Origin of the sequence: Endozoicomonas sp. 8E (assembly GCF_032883915.1) — a bacterium.
GTDB lineage: Bacteria > Pseudomonadota > Gammaproteobacteria > Pseudomonadales > Endozoicomonadaceae > Endozoicomonas_A.
On sequence record NZ_CP120717.1, the window covers coordinates 1,278,039 to 1,299,312 of the forward strand.

Genomic DNA, 21,274 nt, shown 5'->3' on the forward strand with positions numbered 1-21,274 from the left:
AATAAACAGGGATATTGTTTTCTGATGATATATGTCAGAGGGATACTTGCACTAACTGCGCTGACATTAGCTAATACGGCTGCAGGCTTTTTCGTTTTTGGCCAGCAGCAATATACTGCACCGCCTGTTATCTGGACCGGTGGCGATGTCGATATCGATCTGCCTTTGCAGTTGCGGTCGTGTAATGGTATCGGTGTTGGATCAGGCTTTTTACGATGTGGCTGGTTTCGACAAGCTGAAGATTACACTATTGAAGCGACTGATTTTGATTTCATCGCTTCAGGGAGTGCCCCTTCTATAGAAATGTCGCGGGTGATCTTTGAGCAGGGGAGCAATTCACTGTTGCTAAAAGATGGCAGCAATGTTCCCGATACGGGTTCGACATTTTTAGATCCAGGGACTTGGAGGCAGGTGGATGGGAACGTATCGGTCACGGTGAATGCTATCGAGTTACAGGGGCGTCAACCCGGTAATTATCAGGCGGTAATAAAGCTTAAAGGCATGGAGAGTGGTGGCTTTATACCTTATACCGATAACAGCGATCTCATCTTTGATCTGAACATTCCTGATCGCATCCAGATCAGTGGCTTGGAAGACGTGGCACTGACTGATCAGAGTCTTCAGGGTGATATAGATTTTTGTGTTTACACTCAAAGCGGATCTGATTTCACTGTCAGAGCAACCGGGCTGAATAATGATTTTCTTTTATCCGGTCAGGTAGGTTATCAGTTAAGAGTAGGGCAAGGAGGCTCTATGGAAACTCTGGTGCCGGGAGTGGATGGGCAGCCGTGGAACGGTTCTACTCAGCAGTATTGTGGCGGCGGCTCCAATATGGATCTTGAAGTTACAGTACCTTCATCGGAAATATCCGGACTTCAGCCCGGCGTCTATAAAGATACGGTAACGGTGACGGTGTCGGTTCTATAAGTTATAACTTCTCTCTTCCGAGCTGCGTTTGAACAAATTGTATTCGACTTCGGTTTTGCTGCCGGGGATGTTCAATGCCTTATTCTACCCGGCATAGAGTCGTTTAATCTCATCAATTATAATAACACTGACTTTTTTCATTCTGTCCCGTGCAGAATTGTCCATTCCGTAATAACTTATTTTTTAATAATTTAGGTAAACGACAAAGTTTAATTCATGAATTGAGCCTGCGTTTTTCTGTTTATATGCCATACTGCCCTGAGTGGGACCTGTAAACAGACTTAGAGATCAGAGTGTCCTGAAGAGCCTGATACTCACAGGAGAAACAGGTCGCGAAGTGGTGCTATAGAGGGGTAAGTGATGGAGTTAAAGAAGTAGCTATAGCTTTTGCGCTATCCGCGGGGCTGGCCTTTTTCGGGCTTCAGGCGGCTGAGAACCCACCGAGCCCTACTATAGACTCATCTACCGGTAAATTTCAGGTTCTTCTTGTAAGGAATGTCTTAATGCAGCTCTTTGCTCTGGAGGACATAACTTTCAACACTGCTGCAACGGGTGATCTTAAAGGTTCTACTCCCTCTTGTGTTGATTCAAATGTTGAACGGTATGAAGTCAGCCTGGACACCGCCAATGAGTTCAAATTGGCTGCAGGATCAGCTCCAGCAGCGGACGGGATCCCTTATACTCTGACCTATTCTCAGAAAGGTTTAACAGATCTAGTTTGGGGGGCTTGGGGGTCTGGCCATCTGGGGCCAGGTGTTGCAGCGGGAGATTTTTCAATAGATGGCCCCATTGGCGGTAAGACTTGCAGCCCTGCTCTTGACTCTAAAATTACTGTAGATATTAAAGAAGCGGATTACACCGGCAAGGCTACAGGTTCGTACTCAGACACAGTTACAGTGGTGGTTTCATCTAAGTAATTTTTAACTGTCTATTCCCAGATAACCAGCTAATTTGTCCCCCGCATATTCGCTGGCTTCCTGAAAAATACTAAAGTAGCTATGGTTAACAGTTCTGAGCCAGTCTGCGCTACAAATTACCACTGTCTTTTGTTTAAGCATCAGAGCGGTAACAAAAAGGATTGCCCCGGGCTATGATAAGGTGGAAATGCATTGACATTTTATGTATTGCATTGCCCATGGTTTTTATCTGCTCGAAAGCTATGGCCAGTCAGACGTTTTTTCTTGCCCAGAATAAAGTCCCAGCGGGTTTTGAGACGCTGAGTGAGCCACAGAAGTCAGTGGTCGATATCTATTACGGTAAACGCTACTTAACTTCCCAGCTGGCCACCTTCCAACCCGGTAAAATTAGCCTTTCTAATGTTAATGATGTGGTCCGCCTGATCGGTTCGGTGAATGATCCTGCTTTTTTGGCTTCGGCTTTATCGGGCGAGCTCAATACCCATACTGAGGCAATCTGTCCGCCCAATGTCACCAGGGATTGCGGTGTTCTTAATCCTCCTGTTGCCGGTGTGATTTTTGATGAATCCCGCTTCCGGGTTGATGTGTTTGTTAATCCCCGTTTCCTGTTAACCCGAGCTGCCGATGTCAGGAAATACCTACCTCCCTCTGACTCGGGCTTTGCCATGATGCAGAACTTTGCGGCAGTCGCCACCGGTACATCTGATGACGCTAATAGCAGTGACTACACTTTGTATGGTCTGACGCTGTTGTCTTATCGTGAAAACAGTGTGCTCTGGAGTTGGGACTATTCAGAGTCTCAAGACTTCTCGGTCAATCAGCTCTACGGTCAGAGGGATTTTGAAGGCTTTGAATACGATCTTGGCTTACTTTCAAGTCAGGGGTTTGGCCTGAATTTTACGTCCGATCAGCCTCTTGTTGGAGCTCGATTTCGGAGTTCTGATAACACCAGAGACGACACCGATTTCAGTGGCGGTATGCCGATTGATATCTTTATGCCGCTCAGGGGCAGGGTTGAAGTCAGAAAAGATGGACGACTGATTGCCTCTTATTTCCTGGAAGCCGGTCTTCAGGCTCTGAATACCACCACTTTTCCCACGGGGGCCTATGATATAGACATCCGGATTCTGGATGAGCAGGGTAGCCTGCTGTCTGAGGAAACCCGTTTTTTTGCCAAGCAGTTTCAACTACCCCCTGAAGGTGAATGGCTGCTTTTTGCTGAGACGGGGCGTGTGATGACATCGGTTTTTGATGGGGTTCTGCCTGATAGCACCCAGCAGTGGTTGACACGGGCCGGTGTCAGTCGAAGAATTTTTGATACTCTGGCGGGGACTCTCTCTGCCGCCGCGACTTTAGACACTTCATTGCTTGAACTGGGTCTGTTTAAGTTGGGTTATCGTTATCAGTTATCGCCTTCGGTGATGCTGGCGGATAATGGTAGTTATGGTACGGCCCTGACAGGCCAGGTGTGGTTGGGCAACGTCTCTCTCTTCGGCAGTTATCGTCGACTCTGGAGAGACGATAGCGAAGTAGAAAATCCTGATCGCCCGGCACTGATCGGTGATGCTTTTGAGCAAAGCAATTTTTCTGTTTCTGCACCTCTCTGGAGAGGTAGTGCCAATTATCGGTTCAGCAGCAATAGAAATAATAACGCTGCCAGAACGGAAACCCACGGATTGAGTTACACCGCGACAGTTTTCAGAACGCTGGATTACGATACAAACGTTACTTTCAGTGTGAGTGAGTCAGAAGGTAACTCTGTGGCGTTGTTGAGTGTGGAGTGGAGATATCGTGAGGATCGGTGGACTTTCCGGGTTAACCCCAGGGCTGAGGTTCAGAAGACTGACGGCATAGAAGACAGAACAGAAAAATTGAGACTGTCAGTTTCCTGGGATGACGGTGATCTTTATGATGGTCAGCTGACTTCTACTGTCTCTGCAGAAGCGGGCAGTGGCGAACGAAGACTCGATGGTGTCTTGCAATACGGTAACCGGTTTGGCAAAGCCGCATTGACAGTTAACCATAGCTCAACAGAGGATAACCAGATTACTAATTATAACGGCAGTTTCAGTACCAGCTTCCTGACCGATGGCAATGTTGTGGCCATGGGTGGGGAGCAGTTGGCAGAAAGTGCCCTGGTAGTCAATCTGGAAGGTCGTGAAGGCGACGTGTTTGATGTAACCATTGATGGTCATAAAAGAGGTTATGCCGTGGCGGACAGACCTTCGGTGATCCCGCTGGCGCCATTTGAGCAATATACCGTTACCCTGTCGCCTTCAGGAGACACCCTGTACAGCTTTGATGAGCGTGAGCGCCGAATCACCCTGTATCCCGGAAATGTCGTGACACTGGACTATAAGGCTATCCCCCTGAAACTGCTCTTTGGTCGTTTGTTAATGAAGGGTGAGCCTCTGGACAGAGCCCGGATTATCGGAGGACTTTATCCGTCCAGCACTGACGATATTGGCATGTTCCAGATAGAAGCCCGTTCAGATATTCATGAGTTGAGGGTTGAACTGGAGAATGGTTGGCAATGCACTGTGCCCGTTGAACCGGATGATAAGCAATACATACTCAGAATGGGAACCGTGGATCTTTCCGGGTATGATTGCGTTCCCAAGCTGTCAGGCCAGTTGACCAATGGTGAACGGGACAGCGGCTGAGCATCAGTAATACTTGGTCATACGGAGATATTATGATGGTTAGAGTTAAGGTCCAGTCAAGATAAGAACAGATGTTGTTTTCTTATGATGTTTCTCAGAGGAATACTTGCGCTAATTGCACTGACATTAGCTAACACAGCTTCAGGCTATTTCGTTTTTGGTCAGCCGCAATATGTTGCGCTGCCTATTACCTGGACCGGTGGAGATGTTGATATCGACCTACCTTTGCAGTTGCAGTCTTGCCATGGTGTTGGTCTTGGGTCGCGCTTTCCTGGTTGTGGCTGGTATCGGCGAGCTGAAGATTACACCATTGAAGCTACCGATTTTGATTTCATCTCTTCAGGGAGCGCTCCTTCTATAGAAATGTCACGGGTGGTCTTTGAGCAGGGGATAAATTCATTGTTGCTAAAAGATGGCAGTAATATTCCAGATACGAGTTCGACATTCCTGACTCCAAGGACTTGGCGACGGGTAGGAGGGAAAGTATCTGTTAAGGTGAATGCTATTGATTTAGAAGGGCGTCAACCCGGAAGTTATAAGGCGACATTAAAGCTCAAAGGTATGGAAAGTGGTGGTTTAATCCCTTACAGAGATAATAGTGACCTTATCTTTGATCTGAATATTCCTGATCGCATCCAGATCAGTGGCCTGAAAGACATGGCACTCAGTGACAAGAGTCTTAAGGGTAATATGGATTTTTGTGTTTACACTCAAAGTGGATCTGACTTCAAGGTCAGGGCGACGGGACTCAGTAGTACTTTTCTATTATCAGGTCGGGTGGGTTATCAGTTAAGAGTAGGGCAGGGGGGCTCTCTGGAAACCCTGACGCCGGGAGTGGACGGGCAGCCCTGGAAGGGTTCTACTCAGCAGTATTGTGGTGGTGGCTCCAATATGAAGTTTGAGGTTACCGTACCTCCGTCAGAAGTATCCGGACTTGAGCCCGGCATCTATGAAGACACGGTAACGGTGACGGTAACCGTTCTATAAGTTAGAACTTTTTCCTTTCCTCTGTGCTGCCATTGAACAAACCGTATTCCACTTCGGTTTTGCTGCTGGGAATTTTCAGTGTCCAGCTCTGACCAGCATACAGTCGTTTAACCTCATCAATATCAGAACACTGACGTTTGCCTTTCTGTGCTGAGCAAAATTGTCCATTGCGCAATACCACATTAACGTTGCCACTGTTGGTGAAAGTGATTGAGTCTTTCTCTCGTCTGGATGTCACTTTGTATTGCGGATTTTCCGGGCGAACAAAGACCAGAGCCTGGTATGCAATCAGCAGTTTAATAGCATTCTGGGTGGCTTCCAGATCACCGACGACGGGTTTGAAGGTTACTCTATAGACTGACTCTACTGTTTTCGGTGTCTCAAGGCTGACCAGTCGAACGGTTTTTCGGCTGTTGGGAGCGACGATGGTTTTCTGTGGCGTGCTGAGTAATTTCAGCTCGGAAGGGTCGGTGATACGAACCCTTTCTTCCTGTTTGGTACCGGGATTAACGACTTTGTAGACCTCAGTCTGTAGATAAAGGTTTTCCTTATCCGGATTGGTAACGACTATGTCCTGACGAGGGGATTTGTTCGGCTCGAAATAAACAATCATTTTATCCAGAGACATTGCGCCGTAGGCATTGATGGTTATAGCCAGAGGTGCCAAAGCCAATAATAGCGACAGGCGACAAAGCTTAAGCCATGACCGCATCTGTTGAGCCCTTGTGTTTCTGTAATCTGATCCAGTCACTGGAGTGATCTCTTTTTCATCACGACGGGTTCCCGGCTCTGACCCACAGGGTCTAAAAGTACGGGAACCAGAGTTTGAATATCAGGCAATAGTCCTCGGCCTTCATTCTACGGGTACTATCGCCTGTGGTAAACAGCCTTTGATAAAGCGTCCTATTCGGCATTGATGATCAAGTTTAGCTCACCTTCAAGAGGCTGCTGAGCCACGTCTTGAGGTAGTTTCACCATAAAACCCGTTTCACTGTTATTACAGTCTGAGCTGCGTGGCAGTGCATTGATCGGGTTACTGTTCTGTCCACTGTTAAGGGCCTGGGCTTCGCGTTTAGAAGACCAGAGGTCGACTTCATAGTTATAGGAACTTTGATCATTTGTGAGCGCATAGGAGCCACCTGTTCCTGAACCTTCTGTGACAACAGAGTACTGATTAATTCCCGTACCCCTGATGCAAATAGGCTCCACCTCATTGAATTTGGCAACGGTTGAAGTTGCGTCATTAAGGTTGGCAGCGTTTGGGTTCGTGTCATCCGCTTGTGATGTGGACGGAGTTGCTATGGAGGCTTGTAAGTTAGGCTTTATAACCAGACGAATACCGAAAGAACCTGTGGAGGTTTTCCCAATACTGCCCTGCTGCGCAGAATAACTCGAAGACGTGATGAGAATAACTAACGAGGCGACCAAGCCTCTGCAGACCATTGCTGAGAGTTTCATATTACACCTACTTCCTGTCTGGTGTTACTTAAGTGGAGTATAGAAATTCTCAGAGACTTGTTTGGCAGGACAGTTTATCGGGTGGTAGTGCAAGATATTCGGGCATGTTGATGTGTCTAAAGGAGGGATACCGTCAGAGAAACGGCTCCCCCCCGATTCCATAAACGTTATTCTGTCAAAGCTTTGTCGGACATTTTCAGCTCTTTCATTTTGCGGGTGAGGGTATTTCTGCCCCAGCCTAGTAGCTCGGACGCATCTCTTTTTCGGCCTCCTGTGTGTTGCAGGGCTGATTCAATCATGATCTTTTCAAAAGCCGGGATAGCTTTGTCCAGAATGCTGCTGTGACCTGCTGCAAGCTCTCTGTCTACCCAGAGACGAAGCTGTTGCTCCCAGTTGCCTGACGGGTGAGTGACCGGGCCACTGTCGGGCTGGCTCAAGAGTTCAGGTGGAAGGTCAGAGATCAGCACTTCGCGTCCTGAAGCCATCACCGTCAGCCAGCGACAGGTATTCTCCAGCTGCCTGACATTACCGGGCCATTCCAGACTGGCAATAAATTTCGCCGTTTCCTGAGTGAGCACTTTGGGTTCAACGTTCAGTTCTTTGGCGGCCCTGTCCAGGAAATGTCTCGCCAGAACGGGGATATCTTCTGATCGCTCTCTGAGTCTTGGCAGGTGAACACGAATCACATTGAGTCGATGGAATAAGTCTTCACGAAATGAGCCTTCCTCAACCAGCTTTTCGAGATTCTGGTGAGTGGCTGCAATAATGCGGACATCGACTTTTACCGGAGTATGACCACCCACCCGATAGAACTCACCGTCTGCAAGCACCCGAAGTAGACGGGTTTGTGTTTCTGCGGGCATATCTCCTATTTCATCAAGAAACAGTGTGCCGTTCTGAGACTGTTCAAAGCGCCCCTTGCGCATGGCACCGGCACCGGTGAATGCCCCTTTTTCATGGCCAAAGAGTTCTGATTCAATCAGGTCCCTGGGTATGGCTGCCATATTCAGGGCAATAAAAGGATTATTGGCTCTGGGGCTGTGCTTGTGCAGTGCCTGGGCAACCAGTTCTTTACCTGTGCCAGATTCACCATTGATGAGTACAGTAATATTGGACTGCGATAGCCTGCCAATGGCACGGAAGACTTCCTGCATGGCAGGTGCTTCACCGATAATCTCTGTGCCATTATCAACCGCCTCAATCACCTGTTCTGTCTTTTTCTGGCAGCTATGTTCAATGGCACGTTTGGCCAGTGAAACGGCATCGTCTATATCAAAGGGTTTGGGAAGGTATTCAAAAGCGCCACCCTGATAGGAAGAGACAGCGCTTTCAAGATCTGAGTGGGCGGTCATAATGATGACAGGCAGATCCGGGTAGGTTTCGTGGACTTCCTTGAGAAATTCCAGTCCATTGGTGCCGGGCATTCTGACATCGCTGATAATGGCTTCAGGCTGAGAGTATTGCAGTTCCCGCAGAGCCTTGTCGGCAGAGTCAAAGACATCGGCCTCGATCTGCTCTCCGGCCAGTGCCTTTTCGAGCACCCAGCGGATAGAGCGATCATCATCAATAATCCAGACTTTAGAGTCCATACCCATTAATTACTCCTGTTGTTTATCCGCTGAAGACTGCCTGATGTAAGACGGTTGGGATGAAGGCTGATTAATCGTTAGCGGGAGATAGACGTGAAAGCAGGTCTGCCCTGGTTTGCTGTCACATTCAATTAACCCCTGATGCTGGCTGATAATGTACTGGGCCATGGGTAGCCCGAGGCCGGTTCCTTCTGCTCGACCACTAATCATGGGGTAAAAAATATTTTCCTTAAGGTGCTCAGGAATACCGGGACCATTGTCAATAATGGATAGACGACAAACGAGCTTCCGTCGTTGATTGCCAATGGTGAACTGTCTGGATATGCGACTTTGTATGTGTATTTGACCATCACTCAAAGGCATGTGCTGTTCTATGGCCTGCATGGCGTTACGCACCAGGTTGAGGATGGCTTGAATCAGCCGCTCCCTGTCTGCAGGAAGATCGGGAATACTGGGGTCATAATCTTTCACAATAGACAGCTGACCACCGGTTTCTGCGTGTATCAGCTGGATAACCCTTTCCAGCACCTCATGTATATTCAGACTGTTCATGCTCGGGGGCTTGATGGGGCCGAGCATCTGGTCAACCAGGTCTCTGAGTCTGTCCGCCTCCTCAATGATGATCTGTGTGAACTCACTGAGCTCTTTGTCATCCAGTTGTTTATCCAACAGCTGGGCTGCGCCTCTTATACCTCCCAGAGGATTCTTGATTTCATGGGCGAGTCCACGGGCAAGAATACGTGAGGTTTCCTGCTTGGCAATCAGAGATTCTTCACGAGTGATTCGTTGCAACCTGTCTCTTGGGTGAATCTCTATCAGCAGGCAGGCGTGCTGGTTTTCCACGGGAGTGATGGTGTAATCAACCAGTACCGGGGTTCCATGAATCACTATTTCTGACTCTCTGCGGGTAAATTGCTGGTTCTGCTCCAGGGCACGCTGCAGATCTTTCATCATGGAGCCATGGTCAAGCGACTGTGGCGGGGGCAATTGCAGACCGCTCTTTTCGCTGATGTCCAGGAGTGCTTCAGCAGCATGGTTGATGAAAGAGACACGAAGCTCTTGATCCAGAGCAATAATGGCCGTGTTTAGATTTTCCAGTACAAATTCATTGATCACCGACTGACACCTGGATAAGTGGTGGTTGTTATTTCATTGTCTGATAAAACATAACGCAAGAATTGAACCAACTGTTGCCAATCTCTTTCAGTGTGTGACCTTTTTGCATCAGATCGCTCTACTGAAAAGAGTCGCGAGACTCGAAATTGTAAGTCAGTTTATCAAAATGCACCAACACAGTGCGATCAATAGGCTCAGAGGGCTGGTGTTGGAACCGGTGTGGGAGGTCTGAAAACCATTCTCTGCACATGCACAGTGCTTTTGACGGTTTTTAAGGTTTTGCCTTTACGGTCAAGAATGGTCACTGATAACTGGTGAGTACCTCGATCGACATTTTTCAGCCTGAATTGAGTGTTTCTCTGGGGTTTTCCCTGCTGAACGCCATCGACTGACAAGGACAAAGTGTGACCTGTTACCAGTCTTGGTTTCAGGCTGACCTTAACGGTGAAGTTGCCATTATCTCTGACGGTTGAATCATTGGCAGGTTCGGTAATCGTGAAGACTGGATAAATGTCTTCTTTGTGGTCATCCAGCGGTTTGATGGACGAGCGACCTGTTGTCTGGGTAGAAGGTATGCTGGTAATGGGAGTGAGTTCTACCGGCTCGGCCTTTTTATGGGTGCCAGGGCTGTCAGTGAATATGACATTGCCATTCTTGTCGACCGTTTTATAAATTTCAGAGGCCTGTCCAGGCAGGGGGAGGGCCAGCAATAAAATAAATATTATTCTTTTCATGTTGATCTAAGGCTGATTCCGGATTCTCCTAGAGTACTGTAGAGCGCACTTGTTTGCATCAGTGTGGTCAAGAAAGGGCGATGAAAGGCGTTTAAAGCGAGTATTCGGGATATGAAATAGAGTGACTTGAATAACAGCCGGAGTGCTATCCGTGGCGATAGACACTCCGGCATTCGGACTTTTGGAGCTTATATGACAGGAGCAGTGCCTGTCCTATTTGTTTACACGCTGTAGTAAAGGTCGAACTCAGCTGGGTGAGTGGTCTGGCTCACCTGAACACACTCTTCTTTCTTCAGCTCAATGTAAGCGTCGATCATGTCGTTAGTGAATACACCGCCGGTAGTCAGGAATTCACGGTCGGCATCCAGGGCGGCCAGAGCTTCTTCGAAGCTTTCTGCAACGGTCGGGATTTCCGCCGCTTCTTCTGCAGGCAGGTCGTAAAGGTCTTTGTCAGCAGCGTCACCGGGGTGGATCTTGTTCTTGATGCCATCCAGGCCAGCCATCAACAGAGCAGCAAACGCCAGGTATGGGTTAGCCGTTGGGTCAGGGAAGCGAACTTCTACACGACGGGCTTTAGGGCTGTTTACGTAAGGAATGCGGATGGAAGCAGAACGGTTACGGGCAGAGTAAGCCAGCATAACAGGTGCTTCAAAGCCCGGGATCAGACGCTTGTAAGAGTTAGTGGAAGCATTGGCAAAAGCGTTAATCGCTTTAGCATGCTTAATGACACCACCAATGTAGTACAAAGCGTTTTCGCTCAGACCGGCATAGCCATCGCCGGCAAACAGGTTTTCGCCATCTTTGCTCAGGGACATGTGAACATGCATACCACTGCCGTTATCGCCTACCAGAGGCTTGGGCATGAAGGTCGCAGTTTTACCGTAAGCGTGAGCAACATTGTGCACGGCGTATTTCAGGATCTGAACTTCGTCAGCCTTGGCTACCATGGTGTTGAATTTAACACCGATTTCACACTGGCCCGCGGTGCCTACTTCGTGGTGATGTACTTCAACGCCCAGGCCCTGAGCTTCCATCGCTGTGCACATGGCGGCACGAATATCGTGCAGGGAGTCGACGGGAGGAACCGGGAAGTAACCGCCTTTAACCTTTGGCCGGTGGCCGATATTGCCACCTTCGAAAGACTTGCTGGAAGACCAGGCCGCTTCTTCAGAGTTGATTTGGTACGAAGCACCGGAAATGTCAACGTTCCACTTAACATCGTCAAATACGAAGAATTCCGGCTCCGGACCAAAGAAAGCTGTGTCAGCAATACCGGTAGACTTCAGGTATTCTTCAGCACGCTTGGCAACAGAGCGTGGGTCACGCTCGTAGCCCTGCATGGTTGAAGGCTCGATGATGTCGCAACGAATGTTCAGAGTAGTTTCGTCAGTAAAAGGATCGATGACGGAGCTGTTGTCATCGGGCATCAGGATCATGTCGGATTCGTTGATGCCTTTCCAGCCAGCAATGGAGGAACCGTCGAACATTTTACCCAGCTCGAAGAACTCGGCATCGACTTCGCCGACCGGCAGGGAGACGTGCTGTTCTTTACCACGGGTATCGGTAAAACGAAGGTCAACCCATTTTACATCGTGATCCTTGATCAAATTCAGGGTCTTGGACATTTATTATTCCTCCAGAGGACTTATAGCTCTCGTTGAGCACCGCAGGTCGATTGTGAAGCCAGAGACTTGTCAATCGGTATGGCGGTTTACCAACATTCAGTCGTATTGTGCCGCATTGGCGGCTGTGCCGACACCGTCTCAGCAATTTCTGTGCCAGTATCTAAAACCGGTTGATTTTGCTGAGTTCTATAACGTGACCATGCCTGAGTATAAGCCGATTGCAGGTGGTTGCACCGAAAAGAATCTCATTAAATCGAATGGATGCACAAAAATAGTGCGCCAAACTTTGAGAGTGTTTCGGTTTGGTGCGCCTGCCCGTTACATATCCTCAAAACCATTCCCAAGCGGAGCCCAGTGTAGCGTGAATCTGCAGAGACTACTAACAGCCATGTGGTCTTTACGGACTGTTTGGGCGAATTGTCTGCTGCCAGCCGGGGTTACCGGTGTCCGGGAGTCTTCTGTATAATTGTATGGATTCGTTTCTTAATTTTCCTAACTGGCATCTGGACCGGGTTCTTTTCCTGACTTGCAGTGGCACTTTTCTGTGGTGACATTTTTCTGATGGGAGGGCACCGGACATACAATTCTATGAAGTTCATCATCAAGCTGTTTCCTGAAATTACCATTAAAACGCCTCCGGTGAGAAAACGTTTTATCAAGCAGCTGCGCAAGAATATTCGTACCATTCTCAAACGGGTTGATGAAGACGTTGAGGTGGCTGGTACCTGGGATTTTATCGAGCTGGCCACTTGTCATGATGATCCTCAGTTGGTAGCTCAGGTCTCTGATCTGTTGAGCCATATTCCCGGCATCGCATACTGGCAACAGGTGGTTGAGTATACGCTGACAGATCTGGATGACATTCTACATAATGCTCTGGCAGTCAATCGTGAGTTGTTGGCCGGGAAAACCTTCCGGGTTACCTGTCAACGCTCAGGTAAACATGACTTTCAGTCTATTGATGTGGAGCGATACGTGGGTGGTGGCCTGAATACCCGAACTGAAGCGGCGGGTGTTAAGCTCAAAAATCCTGACGTTGTTGTAAAAATTGAAATCAAGGGCGATCGTTATTTTCTGGTAACGAACCGTGGTAACGGGCTGGGTGGCTACCCATTGGGTTCTATGGAGCCCGTATTATCTCTGATCTCTGGCGGTTTTGACTCGACGGTTTCCAGTTTCCTGACCATGAAACGGGGCATCAGAACCCACTTCTGTTTCTTCAATCTGGGTGGTCATGCCCATGAGCTGGCAGTGAAAGAGGTGGCTTATTATCTCTGGAGCCGCTTTGGCTCTTCTCATAATGTCAACTTTGTTACGGTTCCTTTTGAAGGGGTTGTCGAAGAGATTCTGACCAAGGTGGATAACTCCCAGATGGGCGTTGTTCTCAAGCGGATGATGTTGAGAGCTGCAGCCCGGGTGGCAAAAGAGATGTATGTTGAAGCCCTGGTCACCGGAGAAGCCGTTGCTCAGGTTTCCAGCCAGACACTCACCAACTTGGCGGTTATTGATTCGGCTACCGATCATCTGGTTTTGCGTCCGCTTATTGCCATGGACAAGCAGGACATCATTGATATCTCAGTCAGGATCGGTTCGGAGGAATTGGTAAAAAATATACCCGAGTACTGTGCGGTGATCTCGAAAAATCCGACTACCAGAGCCAAGCCGGAAAAAATTGCAGCAGAAGAAGCCCGTTTTGATTTCTCCATTCTGGATGCAGCGGTTGTCGATCGTCGTAAGGTTTCCGTTTCTGATATCATTGCGGATGACCTGACTCGTGAAGAAGTTGAGGTGTTTGAGACCGCGGAACAAAACGACATTGTTGTTGATATCCGCCATCCGGATGAAGAAGAGATCAAGCCCTTTGATCTTGCTGACCGAGAAGTGCTAACGATTCCTTTCTATCAGCTCAGGACAAAATTTGCTGAACTGGATAAAGATAAGCACTACCTGCTCTACTGCGAAAAAGGGGTGATGAGTCAGTTGCACGCCATGCACCTACGCGACGAAGGGCATGAGAATGTCGGCGTTTACAACCCAGGGAAAAAGTAACCGATAAGATGATGAAAATTGCCATGATTGCCGCCGTTGCCACAAACCATGCCATCGGCATCAATAATAAAATGCCCTGGTACTTGCCCGGAGATCTCCGCTATTTCAAGGCTGTCACCATGGGCAAGCCCATTATTATGGGACGAAAGACGTTTGATTCACTGCGTAAGCCTCTGCCGGGTCGAACCAATATTGTCATTACCCGTGACAAAGACTGGCATCATGAAGGGGTTAGAGTGGTGCACAGTCTTGAGGATGCCATTTCTTTGGCGGAAGACGTAGCCATGATCAATGGCAATGAGGAAATCATGGTGATTGGAGGTGAGCAGATTTATCGCCAGGCCTTGGACAGAGCCGATCGGCTTTATCTGACCAAAGTCTTCAAATCGTTTGATGGTGACGCATTTTTTCCGGAAATCGATGACAGTGAATGGGATGTTACCGCCAGGGAAGATCAGGTCTCTGAAGATGAGCAGGCTCTGGAGTTCAGTTATCAGGTGCTCGATCGCAAGTCCGTCTGAGGTCCTGGTTTCCCCACTGTATTAAGCCAGCTAAATCAAGTTGGCTTTTTTTACAGCTGTTTTTAGTTAGCACGAGCGTAAAACAAAACCACAGCAGCCCCTGAGGCGGCTATAGTTTAAGTATTGTTGCTTTTGAATTTGTTATTCGAATCAAATATTTAAATTTAGTTTTTAATCGTCTTATTTAATGAAAATAAACCTTTCGGTTTAACATCTATTTCTCAGGGATTGAGAGGCATGCCGCCAGAGATTCGGACCCAAAGAGGTTCTCCTCTCTCTGCTATAGAGCGAAAAGAGACCGCTAAAACGTCAGAAGATTCCAGTCTGGGTCAGATTGATTACGGCCGGTGGCAGGGCCGTGTTGTTTTCTCGCGCATCGGCGGTTTTATCAAGCGTCTTTTTGGTCGAGGTCCTTCAGCAGCAAAAGCACTCAGGGTTTACGACTCTTTCTGTCATGCTGCCCACCAGAAGTTCTCTTCCCCTATCCAGCGCAGTCTGCGTGACTACCATATTGCCTGTGCCATGGCCTATCACCGTATTTGTGTGCTGGATGAAGAGAAAAAAGGCGAAGCAATGAAACTGGTGCTGTCAGGAGGCAGTGAAAAAATCAGTGAACAGGTTCTCACTGAAGTCAGAAAAACCGTTTCCTGCTCTGCCGTTGAGTTGACTTATAAATATCTTGCAGAAGATCGAACTCTGCCCGTTGGCTTTTTGAAAAGGGCTTTGTTACCGGACTTAATTCAGAGCTCCGTGAGAAACTTCAATGTGGATGCTGTCACAGCGGAAGGTACGATCGTCAAACTGGCACAGCATACAGGTCTTCTCAACGATACGGATATCACCTTTGAACGCATTCTTGAAATCAAGAATGCATTGCGCTGGCGGTTTGCGCCAGAAACTCATGTACCTGTCAAACAGGTACCGGGCAGAAGAGGAAAAGATCCCATCAGCAGGTTTGACCCTTCTAATCCTGCAGCAACCCCTCCCGGACTTGAAAGACCCAAAGCGACAGGTTACCACCTGGATAAAGTCGACAGGACCCATATTCAGAATGTTGTGGATAAAGGGGGGGGTATCAAGCTAAAGAATACGGATACCCGTGACAGGATCAAACGCCATTTTCTAAGAAATAAAAGGTACTTTAGTCTTAACTCTGCTGCCATAGTGGTCAGTACCGTGCTGATAGGTCTGGTGTCAGGGGGGATTGCCGCTGCAGCGGCTCTATTCAGTTATATTGCTTGGTACGGTGTGTGGAGTGGGGGTACTGAGCTGGTTCGGATGACCAAAGCGATCAGGGCTTTACAGAGGGCAGAAGCATCCGCTGATTACAAACTGGAGGTAAATGATCTGGGTGTCCTGTCAGAGATGGATGACAAGAAATTTCGGGTCTTCCTGAAAAGCCTGAGATACATCTGCAGTCATGAAACCTTAACCCGCATCTTCACTGCCTATTCTGCGCTGGAAAAAGACGCTCAGATGAGATTAGAGATGGAAAGAGAGAAAGATGAGAGCAATCTTGAAGCCGTGATACGTCTGGAGGAAGGCAAAGCTCGATACCTGTATCGCAGACGCAACCTGCAGGATGCTTTTAAACTCTACAAGCGTTTCTACACAGCAGCCGTCAGCGACGTTGAGAGAATGGATCAAGAATGGGAGCCGGTTCTGGATCAGCTGTGGAACGGTAAATTCAAAAACATGGATCCGGAGAAAAGAGAACGCTTGTTCAGTGATGCGGCCAATGATCCTCGAGTGATCGGCAAGTCATACCACTTCAAGACTAAGCAGACGGGATGGCTGCAAAAAGTGTTCCCGAAAATGACTGATGATTTAACCAGTGACGGCTCTGTTGCTTCCAAAGAGGCTGTGGAAGAGCTGGAGCGGATACTGGAAGAAGAAATGCCCGATATAGAGCTGAGCGAAGAAGAAAGGAGTCGCTTTAACACTCATGCCGACAGGGTGGCCAATGCCCTGATACTGGCTGAGAATGGCGTCAGAAGTTATTTGAATATCTGGTTTAAGGGAGCCATTAAATCAACCATGCTTCATGGTTTTAAAGTGGTCTGGCACGCTTCCGAAAGGAGGCCAGCATTGGAAATCTCACCATACGTGCCCAAGCCTAGCGTAGATGGATTAATTATCTTTGGTTTTTTCTTTCTGGCAGATCTTTTTGTTGATCGTTACAACGAGGCAGTGAATAAAGAGCGATTTGAACGTATTACCGGAAAGAAGACAGGCAAAAGTATGGTCTGGGATTGGCAGGGTCAGAGAAAAAGAACCGGACGTGAAGAAATGAGTACCATGAGGAGGTTGGCTAAAGATCAGTTGGAAGACTTTGTTGATCGTATGCTGAAACTGCATGACTCCCATAAAGACATTATGAAAGAAGTCAGGCTTCAACAGCAGTTGAGCCAGGTTAACCCTGGCTCTCCCATGTTTGATCATATGGATGATCGGGAGGCGGCTGTGTTAATTCTCCGACGCCAATATCATCATCAAATCATTTCTGAAATGATGATGGGAGCTATTGGTAAATACTATGAGAGCGTTATGACCAAAACCGCTTACTGGGATCAGAAAATGAGCCATATTATTCCCCCACAGACCTCTATTTGAGGGCACTAAACTTTCTTATGTTTCAGAGTTTCTTGATCAGAACTCTGGATTGTCTCTCCTCATTGTACTGACTGCGCTTCTCCTTGGGCAAAGACTTCTGGGTGGATTCAGAAAAACCTCTTTCCAGAAACCAATGGCTGGTCTGGGTCGTTAATACAAACAGCGTATCCATTCCCTGCTGGGTCGCCTGTTCTTCTATAGCACTGAGAAGAAGGTCGCCACGGTTTTTCTCCCGGTAATCAGGGTGTACGACGAGACAGGCCAGCTCCGCGACCTTTTCACCCGAAAACAAATGGATAGCTGCACAGCCAATAATCATGCCGTCCAGGGAAATGACCCGGAACAGCCGAATTTCGCGCTCCAGCTCTTTTCTTGAACGCCTTCTGAGAATGCCTTTTTGTTCCAGAGGCCTGATAAGCTCCAGGATTCCCCCCACATCCTCAATGCTGGCCGCACGAATTTCTTCATAGCGATCACGGGAAACCATTGTGCCAGAGCCATCACGGGTAAAGAGCTCCAGTAGCAGAGAACCGTCCTGCTGATAGCTGATCAGCTGTGAGCGTTCCACACCACCGTGACAGGCAGTAATGGCTGAGGAAAGCAGTCTTCTGTCCTCACCATGAAGGTTCTTAAGTAATTTTTCTGCTTCCTGGGGGGAAAGACGGCTGATCTGTTGCCCCTGCCGATCCTGTACACCTTCAAACCTTGAGTACAAAAGTAATTTTTCGGCTTCAAGGTGAATGGCTGTGTGGGTAGCGACTTCTTCCACCTCCATATTGAAAAGCTCGCCAGTCGGTGAATGACCGAGGCAGGAGAGTAGTACTATGTAGCCACTGTCGAGCTGCTGCTGGATTGCTTCTTTATCTATTTTGCGGATAGCGCCGGCGTGGAGAAAATTCTGTCCATCGATCACACCCAGGGGTTTTGCAGTGACGAAATTGCCACTAATGACCCGAATGCTGGCCCCGTGCATGGGAGAGTTAACCAGACCGAGTGAAAGCTTGGATTCAATTCGTGCACGAAGATTACCCACAGCATCCATTACGCATTCAAGGCACTGACGATCCGTAATCCGTATTTCGTTGTGAAATCTTGACTCAAGGCCTCTGGCTCTGAGGCGCTCCTCGATCTGAGGCCGGGCTCCGTGGACAAGAACCAGTCGGACGCCCAGGCTGTTGAGCAGGGCAATATCGTTGATGATATTGTTCAGATTAGGGCTTGCCAGCGCTTCACCGCCCAGAGTAATGACAAACGTTTTGCCATGGTGGGCATGAATGTAGGGCGAACTTTGTCGGAAAAATTTTACGTAGTTCTTGTTCAAGTTCATGGCTGTTTAGTTATCTTCATCCCGCTGTTAATCAGAGGCAGAATTGCCGTATCAGAGATCTCAATAGCTCAATGGTTGGGTGAATTCTGTCCATGGAAAGGTATTCATCAGGTTGATGAGCCTGATCGATATCACCCGGACCCAGTACGACTGTATCCATCCCCATCCGGCTGAAGAAGGGCGCTTCCGTTGTGAAAGCAACGGATTTCGCTGAATAGCCGGTTAGATTTTCACAGGTCTTCACCAGGGGAGAGTCGGCAGAGCCTGAAAATGGATCAATACTCTCGTGAATAGCGTTCAGAGAAAGTTTTACATTATCGGCTCTGGCGATGGGGAGAAGGCGTTGCTTCAGGCTTTCTCTCAGCTCTCGGCTGTCCATACCAGGCAGGAGGCGCACATCGAAGTCCAGATCACAGTGGCCACAGATTCTGTTAGGGTTGTCGCCACCATGAATGCAACCGAGGTTGATGGTTGGGGTAGGCACAGCAAATCCGGGATTATTGTATTTACGGGCCAGTTCTTCCCGGAACGACATGATTTCAGTGATCACTTTATGGGCTGTTTCCATGGCATTCCTGCCAAGGGCCGGGTTGCTCGAATGACCGGACTGTCCGAGAATCCGAATGCGTTCCATCATGATACCTTTGTGCATGTAGACAGGTTGCATACCGGTAGGCTCACCCACTACCGCATAACGCCCCCTGGGTTTACCTGCAGCAGCCAGGGCCCGGGCACCGCTCATGGAGGATTCTTCGTCCGCTGTTGCCAGAATAATCAAGGGTGCCTTCAGAGGCGCTTTCAGATAATCTTTTACTGCTTCCATGACGAGACCAAAGAATCCCTTCATATCGCAGATGCCCAGACCGTAAAACCGGTTATCGGATTCATTCAGTGAGAAAGGATCGAATTGCCAGAGACTTTCATTGTATGGCACGGTATCGGTATGCCCTGCCAGAACTAATCCACCGGGACCTGAGCCCAGAGTGGCAATCAGGTTGGCTTTCAGCGGTGCTTCCGGAATGGGTATGATCTCACAGCAAAAGCCCATGGTCTCAAGCCAGCCTGCCAGTTCATGAATCACCGGCATATTGCCCATATCCAGCTCAGGCTGTGTGGAACTGACAGAGGGAATCTCTATCAACCGCGACAGGACTGCTTTCAGATCAGGTTGCTGGATTCCAGACATTATCAGGCCCCTGGTTTTAATAGTTGGAAAATTGGATAGGCATAAATCAAATCTGCCAGATCAATTTGCTGCCGCCGCACGACTGCATGGATGCAGGAGCTAGAGCAACGCAGGAGCAGTTGCCGCGTAGGGCAGACTATTCTCGGTCAGGCTCCTGGTGCCTAAATCAACAGCCTTTTTCAGCATGATAACAGCCCTGCCTCGGGATAGGTACGAGAGACTTGGCCTGAAACGAACATGCTGGAAGAGGGTCCGCAGAAGAGCCCTCTCGTTAACCAAAAATAAGCCTCAAAATATGGAAGAAGACGATAGCAAGCAAGGCACCGGCGGGCAGTGTGATTAACCAGGACATGAAAATAGTGCCGATTACTCTCAAGTTAAGTGCACCAATTCCTCTGGCAAGGCCTACCCCTAACACGGCACCCACCAGAGTATGTGTGGTGGAAATAGGAAGCCCGGTGCCTGAGGCCAGAACTACGGTGGTCGCTGCTGCCAGTTCTGCTGCAAAACCTCTGCTGGGGGTTAGCTCAGTGATTGCTGTACCTATGGTCGCCATGACTCTATATCCATAGGTGGCCAGGCCCACCACTATGCCTCCAGCTCCCAGAAGCAACACCCAACTCGGCATGGCAGCTTTGCCTGCGATTTCTCCGCCACTGAGAACAATACTTGCCACCGCAGCCAGGGGGCCTACTGCATTAGCAACATCGTTGGAACCGTGGGCAAAAGCCATCGAGCAGGCGGTGAAGATCATCATCACGCCAAAGACTCGCTCGACACTGGAGAAGTGGAAAGCTTTGTCGGCTTGTGCATCTTCCTTGATTTTGGAAAGCGCTAATTTTCCGGCCAGCATGACCAGCAGGCCAATCAGTAGTGAGATCAGGCTGCTTTCCTGATAATCCAGTGGCAGGCCAATATGTTTGAGCCCCTTAGTCAGGGTTACCATAGCCATCATGAAGCCAACCAGAAACATATAAATGGGCACGTAACGTTTGGCATTTCGAAAAGGGTTGTCGGTATCCAGTATCAGTTTTTGGACGCTCATGAAAATCATGAAGGAAATAAGGCCGGACATGATGGGGGAGACGATCCAGCTGGCTACGATTGAGCTGACCTTCCCCCAGTTCACGGCATCTGCTGAGATGTTGACAACTGCAAAACCGACAATTGCTCCGACAATAGAGTGTGTCGTCGACACAGGCCAGCCATAGTGGGTGGCAACCAACAGCCAGGTGCCCGCAGCCAGCAGGGCTGCCATCATGCCGTAAACCAGCAGCTGTGGATGCTCCAGCAGTACTGGCATGTCGGGATCGATAATCCCTTTTCTGATCGTATCGGTAACCGATCCACCGGCCAGGTAGGCACCCATAAACTCCAGACAGACAGCAATGATAATGGCCTGCCTGATGGTCAGAGCCTTGGAGCCGACCGAGGTTCCCATGGCGTTGGCGACATCGTTTGCTCCCACGCCCCAGGCCATGAAAAAGCCAAACAGGCAGGCGAGAATCAGCAGTATCGTTCCATACTCAGCGATAATGCTCATGGATGTTATTCCAATCATT

The 21,274-nt window shown here is 48.7% G+C and carries 16 protein-coding genes; 7 read left to right on the top strand and 9 right to left on the bottom strand.

Annotated elements, in window-relative coordinates; genetic code table 11:
• Window positions 1-24 precede the first annotated feature (24 nt).
• From P6910_RS04530 to P6910_RS04545, 4 genes are all read left to right on the top strand, one after another.
• Window positions 25-927, top strand: coding sequence for a hypothetical protein (locus P6910_RS04530; protein ID WP_317145096.1), 903 nt, complete (start codon window positions 25-27; stop codon window positions 925-927).
• Between the two features lie 503 nt (window positions 928-1,430).
• Window positions 1,431-1,844, top strand: a complete 414-nt coding sequence (locus tag P6910_RS04535) for a hypothetical protein (RefSeq protein ID WP_317145097.1) — start codon at window positions 1,431-1,433, stop codon at window positions 1,842-1,844.
• A 218-nt stretch (window positions 1,845-2,062) separates the two neighbouring features.
• Window positions 2,063-4,507: a TcfC E-set like domain-containing protein gene (locus P6910_RS04540; protein ID WP_317145098.1), complete on the top strand. Its 2,445-nt coding sequence runs from the start codon at window positions 2,063-2,065 to the stop codon at window positions 4,505-4,507.
• Window positions 4,508-4,591: 84 nt separating this feature from the next.
• Window positions 4,592-5,494 carry a hypothetical protein gene (locus P6910_RS04545; RefSeq protein WP_317145099.1) on the top strand — a complete coding sequence of 301 codons (903 nt, stop codon included), beginning with the start codon at window positions 4,592-4,594 and terminating at the stop codon, window positions 5,492-5,494.
• 1 nt (window position 5,495) lies between these two features.
• Here the strand turns inward: P6910_RS04545 and P6910_RS04550 are convergent, their stop codons facing one another.
• The 6 genes from P6910_RS04550 to glnA all read right to left on the bottom strand — a co-directional run bounded on the left by P6910_RS04550 (window position 5,496) and on the right by glnA (window position 12,016).
• Window positions 5,496-6,245 carry a molecular chaperone gene (locus P6910_RS04550; RefSeq protein WP_317145100.1) on the bottom strand — a complete coding sequence of 250 codons (750 nt, stop codon included), beginning with the start codon at window positions 6,243-6,245 and terminating at the stop codon, window positions 5,496-5,498.
• 152 nt (window positions 6,246-6,397) lie between these two features.
• Complete coding sequence (locus P6910_RS04555; RefSeq protein WP_317145101.1) at window positions 6,398-6,952, bottom strand: hypothetical protein; 555 nt, start codon at window positions 6,950-6,952, stop codon at window positions 6,398-6,400.
• A gap of 167 nt (window positions 6,953-7,119) precedes the next feature.
• Window positions 7,120-8,547 (bottom strand): nitrogen regulation protein NR(I), encoded by a 1,428-nt coding sequence (ntrC, locus tag P6910_RS04560; RefSeq protein ID WP_317145102.1) that lies wholly within the window; start codon window positions 8,545-8,547, stop codon window positions 7,120-7,122.
• Between the two features lie 3 nt (window positions 8,548-8,550).
• On the bottom strand, window positions 8,551-9,657 hold the full coding sequence (glnL, locus tag P6910_RS04565) for a nitrogen regulation protein NR(II) (protein WP_317145103.1): 1,107 nt from the start codon (window positions 9,655-9,657) through the stop codon (window positions 8,551-8,553).
• A 194-nt stretch (window positions 9,658-9,851) separates the two neighbouring features.
• Window positions 9,852-10,391: a DUF4124 domain-containing protein gene (locus tag P6910_RS04570; protein ID WP_317145104.1), complete on the bottom strand. Its 540-nt coding sequence runs from the start codon at window positions 10,389-10,391 to the stop codon at window positions 9,852-9,854.
• Window positions 10,392-10,612: 221 nt separating this feature from the next.
• Window positions 10,613-12,016: a glutamate--ammonia ligase gene (gene glnA / locus P6910_RS04575; RefSeq protein WP_317145105.1), complete on the bottom strand. Its 1,404-nt coding sequence runs from the start codon at window positions 12,014-12,016 to the stop codon at window positions 10,613-10,615.
• Between the two features lie 588 nt (window positions 12,017-12,604).
• On the opposite strand from glnA, the gene thiI reads away from it, so the two are divergent.
• The 3 genes from thiI (at window position 12,605) to P6910_RS04590 (ending at window position 17,199) form a co-directional block, all read left to right on the top strand.
• A complete protein-coding gene (gene thiI / locus P6910_RS04580; protein WP_317145106.1) occupies window positions 12,605-14,065 on the top strand; it encodes a tRNA uracil 4-sulfurtransferase ThiI in 1,461 nt (486 codons plus the stop codon).
• Window positions 14,066-14,076: 11 nt separating this feature from the next.
• Window positions 14,077-14,586 carry a dihydrofolate reductase gene (locus P6910_RS04585; protein ID WP_317146505.1) on the top strand — a complete coding sequence of 170 codons (510 nt, stop codon included), beginning with the start codon at window positions 14,077-14,079 and terminating at the stop codon, window positions 14,584-14,586.
• Window positions 14,587-14,823: 237 nt separating this feature from the next.
• Window positions 14,824-17,199, top strand: a complete 2,376-nt coding sequence (locus tag P6910_RS04590) for a hypothetical protein (protein WP_317145107.1) — start codon at window positions 14,824-14,826, stop codon at window positions 17,197-17,199.
• A 22-nt stretch (window positions 17,200-17,221) separates the two neighbouring features.
• Here P6910_RS04590 and argA read toward each other — a convergent pair whose 3' ends face one another.
• The 3 genes from argA to P6910_RS04605 form a co-directional block, all read right to left on the bottom strand.
• Window positions 17,222-18,526: an amino-acid N-acetyltransferase gene (gene argA / locus P6910_RS04595; RefSeq protein ID WP_317145108.1), complete on the bottom strand. Its 1,305-nt coding sequence runs from the start codon at window positions 18,524-18,526 to the stop codon at window positions 17,222-17,224.
• A 31-nt stretch (window positions 18,527-18,557) separates the two neighbouring features.
• A complete protein-coding gene (argE, locus tag P6910_RS04600; protein WP_317145109.1) occupies window positions 18,558-19,712 on the bottom strand; it encodes an acetylornithine deacetylase in 1,155 nt (384 codons plus the stop codon).
• 271 nt (window positions 19,713-19,983) lie between these two features.
• Window positions 19,984-21,255: an anion permease gene (locus P6910_RS04605; protein WP_317145110.1), complete on the bottom strand. Its 1,272-nt coding sequence runs from the start codon at window positions 21,253-21,255 to the stop codon at window positions 19,984-19,986.
• Window positions 21,256-21,274 lie beyond the last annotated feature (19 nt).